The sequence below is a fragment of the Pseudoalteromonas sp. Z9A4 genome (assembly GCF_011378845.1).
Classification (GTDB): Bacteria; Pseudomonadota; Gammaproteobacteria; order Enterobacterales; family Alteromonadaceae; genus Pseudoalteromonas; species Pseudoalteromonas arctica.
Map to the genome: position 1 here is coordinate 1 of NZ_WTLA01000015.1, position 12445 is coordinate 12445.

The following is a 12445-nucleotide window of genomic DNA, read 5'->3' on the forward strand; positions in this document are numbered from 1 at the left end:
TTAATATCTTTCGATATTGAATTGACTGTGCCGAATAATTACCGAAATAACTATTCTGTTGGTCACTCAGTTTTCAATTGAGACTCTAAATTTGTTTGCCTCGCTAATTACCCATAAAGAGTAAGTAGGTTGGCTGTTAGAACTCAATCTGTACGAGTGCCCACACAGATGATTGCTTTATATTGTTAAAGAACGTTTTGAGTCGCTTTAGCGCCTCAAGGGATGCGAATAATACACCCTTTATTTTTCGAGTCAACACTTAGTTTTAAACTTTCTTTTTTAGATAATTTAAAACCGAAGTCTTATTTAACTCTCTGAGTTGTTCGTGCCTCGCTATGCGTTGGCGTTTCCCGTCTCAGTGGGGTCGCATTATAGGGAGATCCGAAAACAGATCAACCCTTTTTTGAAGAAAACTTGAAATAATGTGCTGTTCGCACATATTTTCATCGAAATGGTTACTTTAAACACTAAAAAGGCCCTGATGGGCCTTTTTAATTAGTTTACTATGAGCTTCCACCCAAGTTTACCTTGCTGTTTAGACTCTTGTTGTAGCTCGCTGGCCATTAATGGATGATCTTTTAACCAGTTACTTTCAAACTTAAGGTCTAACACTTCATTTTTAGCAGTTAACTCAAACATAGGCAGTACATCATCTTGTCTGCGCATTGATAAGATGACTGCTATCCGTAGTAATCTCACTATATATTGCGCTAATAGACTATTTACGCCGAGTGAATTAAAACAGCCTTTTGGAAAATCAGAACGATGCGCATCTGCTACCGCTACTATTAATTTATGCTCTGACTGTGAAAAACCAGGCATATCGGTATTTTCCAAAATATAAGCGGTGTGTTTATGGTACTGCTTATATTCTATTAGTAATCCAATCTCATGAAGCTGCGCTACCGCTTTTAATAGTGGTAACCCATTTAAACTTTCAATTGGCCAATCTTTATCAATACTTACCGCTAACTGCATAGCTAAGCTTGAAACCCGACACGCTTGTTTTTGATCAACGTGATAACGACTCATAAACCCATCAACTGTGCGTTTACGAATGTCGTTATTATGAAACTCCGGAACCATGCTATATAAAACACCTTCACGCAGTGCTCCACCCGCCAATCCCATTTTTTCTATTTCAAGAGATTCAAATAGTGCGATTAAGATTGCGAGCCCTGATACAAATACCAGTCGACGGTCTTCACTTAATCCAGGAAGGTCTAGCGCTGCAATAGTGCTAAATGCAATTGCTTGCTCTTTTATAGTGTTGAGCTTTTCAAGCGTAAGTAAATCGTCAAGATTTTGAGCGACCATAATTTCTTGAATTGCTTGCACTGTGCCAGAAGCACCAGATGCAATTTGCCATCCCGCTGTTTTATATTCTGGCGAAATTTCATCAATGACTGTACGAGCTGCTTTTATGGCTGCGTTAAAGTTACTCTTACTTAATTGGCAGTCTTTGAAATAGCGTTCAAGATAGGTAACACACCCCATATTGAGGCTTTTGTAATGTAAGGCATCAAATGCTTTACCAATTACAACTTCGGTACTTGCACCACCAATATCAATAACAAGCTGTTTGCCAGTACAAGATGAAGTATGAGCAACACCTTTATAAATTGTACGCGCTTCTAATTCTCCGCTAATAACATTAATGTTATGGCCAAGAATCTTTTCTGCATGATTTTTGAATACTTCGGCGTTAGTGGCTAGCCGTAAGGTGGCTGTTGCTACTATGGTGATGTTTTTATCTGGGATATCTTGTAGACGCTCAGCAAAAAGGGCAAGGCATTCCCAGCCTCGCTGCATTGCTTCAGTGCTCAATACGTTATCTTTATCAAGCCCTGCGGCTAATCGGACTTTGCGTTTAACACGTCCAATTGTTTGTAGACCGCCAGCAATTGATTTGGCTATAAGCATATGAAAGCTATTTGAGCCCAAATCAATAACTGCGTACACATTTTTTTGCGGTTTAAGTTGCCCCACCGTTCAAAAACCTCTAGTTACTACTACTTATACAAACGGTCGTTTACGACCGTCCTTTTTGGTAACTATTATTTGGGCGACGTCCGCTGTTATTACTACGGTTACGTGGACCTGTTGAATAGTTGCGCTTTCTTTGAATAATAGGCTGAGTTAAATCATCTAGCAATGCCGTTTTATCATAATGTGATAAAGGAATGCTGTGCTCTATATATTCTTCAATTTCATGCAGGTTATATGCATATTGCTCACATGCAAAACTAATTGCGTGGCCTGATGCACCAGCACGGCCAGTACGACCAATACGGTGGACATAATCTTCACAATCGTCAGGTAAATCAAAATTAAATACATGACTTACTTCTGGAATATGAAGACCACGCGCTGCAACATCAGTCGCAACTAAAAAGTCTAAGTCGCCTTTACTGAATTGCGCTAGTATAGTTTGGCGTTTTTTCTGGTTAACATCACCAGTAAGCATACCTACACGATGGCCGTCTGACTTAAGCCAAGCATATACTGTTTCACAACTGTGCTTAGTATTTGCAAACACGATTGCTTTCTCTGGCCATTCTTCTTCAATTAAGGTTAGCAACAGCTTAATTTTATCTTCTTGCGAAGGATGAAATAGCTCTTCTTGAATACGTTTACCCGTTTTAACGTCAGGTTCAATTTGAACATGTTCTGGGTTTGTCATGTGCTCAAAAGCTAATTCTTGTACGCGATACGATAATGTGGCAGAAAATAATAAGTTTAAACGCTTTGATGTATCTGGCATACGATCGAACATATAGCGAATATCTTTGATAAAACCTAAATCGAACATACGATCAGCTTCGTCAAGCACGACTACCTCAATTTCATTAAGGGTGTAACAGCCTTGCTTATACAGATCAATTAGACGACCTGTAGTACCAATTAAAATATCAACGCCTTTTTCTAGTTGTGCACGTTGTTTTTCGTAATCTTCGCCACCATATACTAAACCTAAGTTAAGATTACAGTGCGGCGCTAAAATTTTAGCATCTTTGTGTATCTGAATCGCAAGCTCCCGAGTAGGGGCCATGATCAGGGCTCTTGGATGTTTACTAGGTGCTTTGCTAGATTGTAATAACCGATGGCACGTGGCAGTTAAAAACGCCAACGTTTTGCCTGTACCTGTTTGAGCTTGGCCCGCGATATCGCGTCCATCACAAATAAAAGGTAGGCATCTTGCTTGAATAGGTGTGCAATATTCAAACCCATTCTCGGTTAAACCGGCAACCACTTCCGGTGCGATAGCAAAGTCTGAAAACTTTTTATCGGTTAAATGTGTCTTAGTCATAGCGTTTAAGCATAACGTTTAAACTTGCAATAAGAAACAAGAGTGTTTAAATACGCACTAAATATTTCGCCTAACTAAATCGGAGAGCGCAATGAGCGAGAAAATAATCCAAATTACTGACGATAGCTTTGAAGCTGACGTATTACAATCTGACAAACCAGTACTAGTAGATTTCTGGGCTGAATGGTGTGGACCTTGTAAAATGATCGCCCCTATTCTTCACGAAGTTGCTGATGAATACGACAGCCGTGTGACTGTTGCTAAATTAAACATTGACCAAAATGCTGGCACACCGCCAAAATTTGGTATTCGTGGTATCCCTACTTTACTTCTTTTTAAAGATGGCCAAGTAGCTGCAACGAAAGTAGGTGCTCTTTCAAAAACTCAACTTATCGAGTTTTTAGAAAACAACATCTAACTGTAAGCTAGAACAATAAAAAGGGCTTTTTGCCCTTTTTTAAATTTATTTTGTATAAAGACTGGACGCTTTGCCAGTGAACTGCTAGTTTATAAAGCCAACTAATCCTTAGTTATATTCAACAAACCTCACTCAACGATCAAAGCGATTTTGAGTATGACAACTGTAATAAAGAACCCACCAATATGCATTTACGCGAATTAAAAGACAAGTCCATTAAAGAGCTTGTAGACTTAGCTGAGTCCATGGGGCTCGAAAACGTAGCCCGCTTAAGAAAGCAAGATATCATTTTTGCCATTCTTAAATCCCATGCCAAAGGCGGAGAGAATATCTTCGGCGGCGGTGTATTAGAGATTTTACAAGATGGTTTCGGCTTCTTAAGATCATCAGAAGCCTCTTACTTAGCTGGCCCAGATGACATTTATGTTTCACCTAGCCAAATTCGCCGTTTCAGCATGCGTACTGGCGATTCAATTTCAGGTCTTATTCGTCCACCTAAAGACGGTGAACGTTACTTTGCTTTACTTAAAGTAAATGAAGTTAACTTTGATAAACCTGAAAACTCTCGAACTAAAATTCTTTTTGAAAACCTTACCCCATTACATGCAAACGAACGTTTTCGTATGGAACGTGGTAACGGCAGTAAAGAAGATATTACAGCCCGTGTACTTGATTTAGCATCTCCTATTGGCCGCGGCCAACGTGGTTTGTTAGTAGCTCCGCCAAAAGCGGGTAAAACAATGCTACTTCAAAATATTGCACAATCAATTACGCACAACCATCCTGATGTAACATTAATGGTTTTACTTATTGATGAACGTCCGGAAGAAGTAACAGAGATGCAACGCCTAGTTAAAGGTGAAGTTATTGCATCAACGTTCGATGAACCAGCTTCTCGTCACGTACAAGTTGCCGAAATGGTTATCGAAAAAGCAAAACGCCTAGTTGAACATAAAAAAGATGTTGTTATCTTATTAGATTCAATCACTCGTTTAGCACGTGCTTATAACACCGTTATTCCTTCATCAGGTAAAGTACTTACTGGTGGTGTTGACGCTAACGCATTACATAAACCTAAGCGCTTCTTTGGTGCTGCACGTAACGTTGAGGAAGGTGGTAGCTTAACAATCATAGCTACAGCTCTTATCGATACTGGCTCTAAAATGGATGAAGTTATCTACGAAGAGTTTAAAGGTACTGGTAACATGGAACTTCACCTTAACCGTAAAATTGCGGAGAGACGTGTATTCCCAGCTATCGACTTTAACCGCTCAGGTACTCGTCGTGAAGAATTACTAACAAAACCAGATGAACTTCAAAAGCTTTGGATTTTACGTAAAATTGTTCATGACATGTCAGAAATTGATGCAATGGAATTCTTAATCGATAAACTATCGATGAGCAAAACCAATGATGAATTTTTTGATTCGATGAGACGCCAATAAAAGCGTTTTAATTGAATAAAAAAGCGCCTTAGGCGCTTTTTTTGTGTCTGGAATAAATACAGTTTAACTTTCATTATACTTTTTAAGTACACCCTGCAGCGTATCAACGAGCGCTTTAAAGTCATTTGCACTGCTTTTTTGGCTTCTGCGTAGAAGTGCTCTGTCTAAATATTTAGCCGATTGCGCAATTTCATCCAAACCAAACATTTGTGCAGCCCCTAAAATGCGATGGCTATCTTTTTGTAACGCATCTAAATCTTCGCTTATAAAATGCTGCGTAATCGTTTCACTCTCCAAAGCAAAGCTCTGCTTGAAACTAATTACAAGATCGCTCATATCAACTTCATTTTGCTTTGTAGTTGGCTGATCTTCTGTATTATGTAGGTGACTAGAAAGCGCTTTATAAAATGACTCTTTGTCTATCGGTTTACCTAAGTAACCAGTAAACCCTAACTCTAAATAACCATCCACCTCATGACTCATAGCATTTGCCGTTAAAGCAAAAATAGGTCGCTCAAAACCACATTGTTTTAATAGCTGAAAAGCAGAACGCCCATCCATCACTGGCATTTGAATATCGAGCAATACCAAATCTGGATATTCTTTTAAGCACTGTTCTACCGCTTGCTCACCATTTTCAACAGCAATAACCTCGAGTCCCATTGAGCGTAAATAGCGACTTATTAACCTACGATTATCAGGATGATCTTCCGCAAGTACAACACGTCCCGCTAATTGCTTATTTGCCTTAGGAGCACTTTGTACTGTAACTACACTTTGCGATTTATCTACCTCAGCACATGGCAAGAAGAACGAAAACTGACTGCCTTTTTTATATTCACTTTGCACACTTATGTAACCGCCCATCATAGACGCAAGCTGCTGCGATAAACTAAGCCCTAGCCCCGTACCACCAAAGCGACGACTTATACTGTTATCGGCCTGGCTAAAGCATTCAAAAATAAGCTTCAGCTGCTTAGAGCTCATACCGATGCCTGTATCTTTTACAATAATAACCAGTCCTTGCTCAGTTTTATTTAAAGCAATGATGACTTGCCCAGAGTGTGTAAACTTAATAGCATTTGAACATAAGTTTATAATAATCTGCTTTACACGAATTAAGTCGAGCTTAGTGTAAAACTCATTACCCACTTGATTATCTAAAATAAGGTGCAGATTTTTTGCTTTTGCTTGGGTAATAAACATTGCATGTACGTCATTTACGAGCTCGACAATATCAAAGCACGAAATATTTAACTCTAATCTATTAGCTTCAATTTTACTTAAATCGAGTACGTCGTTTATCAGGCTTTTTAAGTGGTCGCTGTGTCGCTGAATGACTCTTAACTCATCTTTAAGTGATTCAGGCTCATATAATTCATTAATTAGGGCATCTGTTTGACCTAATATAGCCGTAAGAGGGGTGCGAATTTCATGACTAATGTTAGCCAAAAACTGACTTTTAACATCATTCGCTTCTCTCAGCTCATGTGCAATCGCCTGTAACTCGGCAGTACGTTGCGTAACTTGTTCTGTTAACTGCTGCTTAGCGCGTTTTTCTGCACCACGACGATAAAGTGCAATACCGGTTACTACAACTAAAAGCAATAATAAAAAAGAGAACAAAGTAAGCTGAGAACGCTGTGACATTTTTAGCTCTTGCACACGGTGATCTTGTTTAAGCTTTTCTATTTCTTGATTTAATTGCGTTGCCTTAAATTGATGCTGAAGTACCGCTAACGCGTTAATAATTGACGAACTTCTAAGTTTTCGTTGCTCACTAATATATTTTTGCTGCAGAGCCATTGCACTTGAATAATCGCCTTTACTCGCTTCCAGAAGCGCTTTAGTCCCTAAACCCTCCCTAATTATTCGCTCACTGCCATATTCATGGGCAAGTGAAATAGCTCTATCTAAATTTACTTGTGCCTCTTCAAAGTTACCCTTAACAAACTGAATTTTAGCCAACGCATGTAGCGCATTGAGCTCTAAATTATGATTATCTATTTTGAGCGCATAATACTCACCTAATTTAGCTTGTTCATATGCTTCATCCACTTTTTTTAATACTAAATTAGTATTCGCCAAATTAGTATATTGCGTAGATAACTTATTGTAATCACTAGCGGAAATATAATAACGCAGCGCTAACTGATAATAATGCAGTGCTAAGTCAAATTGGTTACTCTCCATATGAGCTACACCCATATTATTATATACCTGCGCAATACCGCTTTTATCATCTAATCGCTGATAAACTTTAAGCACCTCTTGATAAAGACCAAACGCACTATCGTATCTTGATAAACGAATATAAACGCCTGCTATATTAAGCAATATATCGGTTTTATCTTGCTCACTGCCATGCTCTTCATAAATAGCTTTAGCTTTCAAATAAAACTCTAACGTCAAACCTAATTTATTCATATTAAAATAAGCTAAGCCAATGTTATTTAATAAGTTAGCTTGCTCTAGTAGTTGTTCATTTTTTTCAGCTAATGCAAGAGTTCGAGTGTATTCAATAATTGCTTTTTGAAATAAGCCTTGATAAAAAAGCACCACACCTTGCATTTTAATTGCACGAAAGTACTCATCAGGGAAGAAAGTATCTGAAGTGTATTGTTCTAGTAATTCAAAAAAGTGTAAAGACTCTTTAAAATTATCAGCCGATAACGCACTATTACCCAATGCAGAATAAACAGCAACACGCTCTTTTTTAGAGATGTTTTTATTATTAAGTAGCGTGTTTGCTAATTGTAATTTAGGCTCCCACTGCACTTCGCTTTTGAATTGCTCAAATAACGAATCATTACTTTGGGCATAGCTAGGAGCTATTAGCAAACAGCATATAGTAAATAAGAGGCATTTTAACTTGCCCAGCATAATTTTAATCCTTCAAACCGTTACTTATATCAGCGTAATCTTTATTGAAGATACACCAACTACTAGGGCCTAAACAATGCTTAACCCACTGATTGATGAGATTTTTGAGCTAATACTAACAGAGCAGGTTTGGCAAGTTCATACTTTAGCAGCAGAACTGAAAAATCGCAGCGCTATGACAACTCTCGATAAAAGTCCTGAACGTGATTTATTTAAACGTAACTTTTTAATTATGAATGCACTGTACCAACTGCAGGCACAATTACGCCCTCAGAGTTTACTCATTTCAGCTCTGCATATCGAGCTTTTAGAAAAAGGAGATAATAGTTTAGTAACAACAAGCGAAAATTTGCGAGATTATTATTTAGATTGGCATAATTACGATACCAGTGAAGAGCATATTGATGAGCTTTTAAATAGCTTTTGGCGTCAGTTAAAAACGATATCACCACAACAGGCTTTAAATGAAAATGAATTTAAAGCGTTGGCTTTAGAATGGAAGTTACCTGAAAATTTCACTCTTAAAAATGTTCAAAAGCGCTGGAGACAACTTGCATTACAAGTGCACCCAGATAAACCAAATGGCTGTGAAGTTGAGTTTAAAAAAATAAAAATACAATACGAGCAGCTAAAGGTAGCTGCTCGTTAATCTATTAATTTAGAAGTTTAAATTAACGAGTAAGGCGGCGTGCGCGTATTTTACGCCCTTTAATATTGCCTTCGGTTAATTTACGAAGCGCAGGTTTTAATGAGTTACGCTCAACAGCAACAAACGCTACGTTATCAAGTACGTTAATTTTACCCACCTGACGACCTGCAACCCCATCTTTACCCGTTAAAGCACCTAAAATATCACCTGCACGTACTTTTTGTTTTTTACCTGAATCAATCATCAAAGTAACCATTTCAGGGCGGTACGGTGGCTTGTCTAATAAATTAAATGGTGGCATTTGCTCTGGAGTAATATCACGTTCGTAATGTTCGCCTATTTGAGCAATTTTAAACGCTTCTGCTTCACCGTAAATAGAACATGCAATGCCCTTTTTACCAGCGCGACCTGTACGACCAACACGATGCACATGTGTTTGCGTGTCATGTGCTAAATGGTAGTTAATCACCATATCCATGTCGTCAATATCTAAACCACGTGCAGCAACATCGGTTGCAACAAGTATTGAAGCACTTTTATTTGAAAAGTGAATTAACGTACGTTCACGATCGCGCTGTTCTAAATCACCGTGTAGCGAAACAGCACTAAAGCCTTCATCAGCTAAATCGTCACACACTTGTTGTGTTTCTACTTTAGTATTACAAAACACAACACAGCTTTGTGGTGTAAATTTAAGTAATAATAATTTTAGCGTTGGGTAGCGCTGCTTATTATTATCCATTTTGTAGAAGTACTGCTTAATTGTGCTTTTGGCTTGCTCTTCTTCTACTTTAACCATTTCTGGATTTTTAAGTACACGCTTAGCAATTGCTTCAATAGCTCTTGGGAATGTTGCACTAAATAACAATGTTTGACGATTTTGTGGGATACGCTCAATAATTGCATCAAGTGTATCTTGAAAACCCATATCAAGCATTTGATCGGCTTCATCAAGTACCAATGTTTCAACATCATCTAAACGTAAAGTACCTTTACGAATATGGTCATCAACACGCCCAGGTGTGCCAACAATAATATGCGCGCCATGTTCAAGTGAGCCTATTTGTGGACCAATTGATACACCGCCACATAACGTTAATATTTTAATGTTATGGATACCGCGCGCTAATTTACGCATTTCAACCGCAACCTGCTCGGCAAGCTCACGAGTAGGACACAAGACTAAAGATTGAATACGAAAGCGTTTTACGTTTAATTTAGCTAACACACCCAAGCTAAACGCAGCAGTTTTACCTGAACCGGTTTTTGCCTGAGCAATGATGTCTTTACCAGCAAGTACAGGCGGTAAACTTTGCGCTTGTACAGGTGTCATATGCGCATAACCAAGTGTTGATAAATTATCAACGAGTCCAGCTGGTAAAGCCAAAGATGAAAAAGCAGTTGAAGTCACAGTAAGTTCCATAGCAATAAAAATAACGTGGGGGAAAGCCCCACTAAATATGCTGCTAATAATAGCAGAATTCGTAATTAGCAACCATTAACAAACACATAATAAAGCACGTTAACAAAAGGTGTTGAAAATGATAGTAGTTTGCATTAAGATCGCGATTGTTTTTTACATATCACTGCTGGAAGCAAACAATGAAACTGAATTCTCTTTACATAGCACTATTAGCAAGCATTACAACAAACACATACGCAAACACTACTGACCTTGAGCGTATAGAAGTAAAAGGTAGCTACTTTAACGATTACAAAGTAGATAACGCTAATGGCGCAATGAGAACATCAGCTTCATTACTTGAAACCGCACAATCTGTAACCGTAATAACCGACACTATTATTAGTGAGCAACTTGCCACTACCCTTGGCGAAGTACTCACAAATGACGCAAGCTTAACTGCAGGCTCACAACAACGAAATCGTGAGGTATTTAACTTACGTGGGTTTGAGCTAAGCTCATCTACGGGTTATTTACGCGACGGGCATCAACATTGGTCACACTATCAACAACCCATCGAAATTTTGCAACAAGTTGAAGTAATTAAAGGTCCATCAAGCATTTTATATGGTCAGTCAGGCCCGGGTGGCTTGGTTAACATGGTAACTAAAAAACCTACAGCACAAACACTATTTAATGCCAGTGCCGATGTAGATCAGCATGGTTCAACTCGCTTTATGGTAGATGCTGCAGGCGCATTAACTGAATCTGAAGATTTACGTGCTCGTGGTATTTTAGTAAAGCAAGACGTTGACTACTGGCGTGAATACCAAAATGGTGAAAATCGTGAACGCGACCGCTTTTTAGGTGCATTAGTTGTAGATTACGATATTAGCGATAACGCATTAGTACGTGTGCATTACGACCGCACGGACGACGAAGCAGGTTTAGATACTGGCGCATGGATAGACGATAATGCCAATGTAATTGGTGATGATAAAACAATCCGTGATATGTCTTGGGCGTTCACCGATATTACCGTAGAAAACCTAGGTGTAGACCTAGAGGTATTTTTAACCGATAACTGGCAAGTAAAACTTGGCTATAACGAACAAACATTTGAACGCCAACGCTTTGAGTCAGCACCTCGCATGCCTAATGGCTTTGCTGAAGGTGACAGCTATGAATCTCGCCCTTACGATCGCTTTGATGATTGGCAATTTAAAACTGCATTTATTGATTTTATTGGTGAGTTTGAAACCGCGGGCATTCAACACCAGTTATTAGTAGGCGCTAACTCGCTTGATTACTACTACGGGCAATTACGCACAGCACTGCCTAAAGAAGAATACCTTTACTATTCAGCAGGTCAAGACGAGCCATCTCGTCCATCAATAAGCTATAAAACAGATGATACAATAAGCGAAACTGAATACGACTACTACGGTATTTACGTCCAAGACTTAATTTCGTTCTCACCAGAGTGGCAATTATCGCTAGGTGGCCGTTACGATAAGCAAACGCGTGAAGGCCAAAATAACGAATCATTTGTACCAAAAGTAGGTGTGCTTTATCACCCAAATGCTTCTGCAACTATATACGCTAGTTACTCAGAAGGCTTTGAGCCACAAAATGAGACCATCACCGACGAAACTGATATTAACTTCGGTATGGAAATAGATGCTGTTACCTCTGAACAAAGAGAACTTGGCATAAAGTGGCAACTGCTTGATGACCGTTTACTGCTTAGTGGTGCCGTTTTCGATATAAGTAAAAACGGAACGCTGGTCACTGAAGACCTTGAGGCTCCTATTGGCTCAGTTACAACCGAGACAAATCAGGTTGGCGAACAACGCCACAAAGGCTTTGAAGTTGCAGCACAAGGCGCTGCAACAGATCGTTTATTTGTAATGGCCTCTGCGATGTATTTAGATGCGAACTATGAAAGAGCGAATGAGGAGCTGCAAGGTAAACGCCCAACCGACGCACCTAAATGGTCAGCATCTCTGTGGACTCGTTATGAGCTAAATGATGCGATTGCTTTTAACGCTGGTGCTTTTTATGAAGGCGAGCGCTTTGCAGATAGCGATAATACAATTACTAAAGATGCATATACACGTGTTGATGTAGGCGCCACTTATAAGTTTAACTTAAGCAATACCGATATTAACTTACGCCTTAACATCAAAAACTTATTTGATAACAGCTATTTAGGTGGTGGCAGCACGAGTAATGTAACTGTTGGCGAGGGTACAAATCTTCGTTTAGCAGCGCAATTTAGCTTTTAAATAAATGCCTTAAATGACAGTGTTAAAATATAGCCCGCGTACATTTACGC

8 protein-coding genes are annotated in these 12445 nt (G+C 38.9%); 4 read left to right on the forward strand and 4 right to left on the reverse strand.

Features of this window, described 5'->3' with window-relative positions; all coding sequences use genetic code 11:
- Window positions 1-495 precede the first annotated feature (495 nt).
- Both gppA and rhlB read right to left on the reverse strand, forming a co-directional pair.
- Window positions 496-1989, reverse strand: a complete 1494-nt coding sequence (gene gppA / locus GQR54_RS11905; protein WP_166377832.1) for a guanosine-5'-triphosphate,3'-diphosphate diphosphatase — start codon at window positions 1987-1989, stop codon at window positions 496-498.
- 43 nt (window positions 1990-2032) lie between these two features.
- Window positions 2033-3310, reverse strand: coding sequence for an ATP-dependent RNA helicase RhlB (gene rhlB, locus GQR54_RS11910; RefSeq protein WP_166377834.1), 1278 nt, complete (start codon window positions 3308-3310; stop codon window positions 2033-2035).
- A 91-nt stretch (window positions 3311-3401) separates the two neighbouring features.
- On the opposite strand from rhlB, the gene trxA reads away from it, so the two are divergent.
- Both trxA and rho read left to right on the forward strand, forming a co-directional pair.
- Window positions 3402-3728, forward strand: coding sequence for a thioredoxin TrxA (gene trxA / locus GQR54_RS11915; RefSeq protein WP_002960942.1), 327 nt, complete (start codon window positions 3402-3404; stop codon window positions 3726-3728).
- A 185-nt stretch (window positions 3729-3913) separates the two neighbouring features.
- Window positions 3914-5173 carry a transcription termination factor Rho gene (gene rho, locus GQR54_RS11920; RefSeq protein WP_002960945.1) on the forward strand — a complete coding sequence of 420 codons (1260 nt, stop codon included), beginning with the start codon at window positions 3914-3916 and terminating at the stop codon, window positions 5171-5173.
- A 63-nt stretch (window positions 5174-5236) separates the two neighbouring features.
- On the opposite strand, the gene GQR54_RS11925 is transcribed toward rho, so the two are convergent.
- The gene (locus GQR54_RS11925; RefSeq protein ID WP_166377836.1) at window positions 5237-8056 is read right to left on the reverse strand and encodes an ATP-binding protein; all 2820 of its coding nucleotides are present in this window, start codon (window positions 8054-8056) and stop codon (window positions 5237-5239) included.
- A 76-nt stretch (window positions 8057-8132) separates the two neighbouring features.
- On the opposite strand from GQR54_RS11925, the gene GQR54_RS11930 reads away from it, so the two are divergent.
- A complete protein-coding gene (locus tag GQR54_RS11930) occupies window positions 8133-8705 on the forward strand; it encodes a DNA-J related domain-containing protein (protein ID WP_166377838.1) in 573 nt (190 codons plus the stop codon).
- Between the two features lie 22 nt (window positions 8706-8727).
- Here the strand turns inward: GQR54_RS11930 and dbpA are convergent, their stop codons facing one another.
- A complete protein-coding gene (gene dbpA / locus GQR54_RS11935) occupies window positions 8728-10116 on the reverse strand; it encodes an ATP-dependent RNA helicase DbpA (protein WP_007580581.1) in 1389 nt (462 codons plus the stop codon).
- A 191-nt stretch (window positions 10117-10307) separates the two neighbouring features.
- On the opposite strand from dbpA, the gene GQR54_RS11940 reads away from it, so the two are divergent.
- Entirely contained in the window at window positions 10308-12395 is a 2088-nt protein-coding gene (locus GQR54_RS11940; RefSeq protein ID WP_166377840.1) for a TonB-dependent receptor, read from the forward strand.
- Window positions 12396-12445: the final 50 nt, after the last annotated feature.

Coding starts and splice junctions, on each gene's coding strand:
- rhlB (WP_166377834.1), bottom strand. CDS start 3,310: ATGACTAAGACACATTTAACCGATAAAAAGTTTTCAGACTTTGCTATC.
- trxA (WP_002960942.1), top strand. CDS start 3,402: ATGAGCGAGAAAATAATCCAAATTACTGACGATAGCTTTGAAGCTGAC.
- rho (WP_002960945.1), top strand. CDS start 3,914: ATGCATTTACGCGAATTAAAAGACAAGTCCATTAAAGAGCTTGTAGAC.
- GQR54_RS11925 (WP_166377836.1), bottom strand. CDS start 8,056: ATGCTGGGCAAGTTAAAATGCCTCTTATTTACTATATGCTGTTTGCTA.
- GQR54_RS11930 (WP_166377838.1), top strand. CDS start 8,133: ATGCTTAACCCACTGATTGATGAGATTTTTGAGCTAATACTAACAGAG.
- GQR54_RS11940 (WP_166377840.1), top strand. CDS start 10,308: ATGAAACTGAATTCTCTTTACATAGCACTATTAGCAAGCATTACAACA.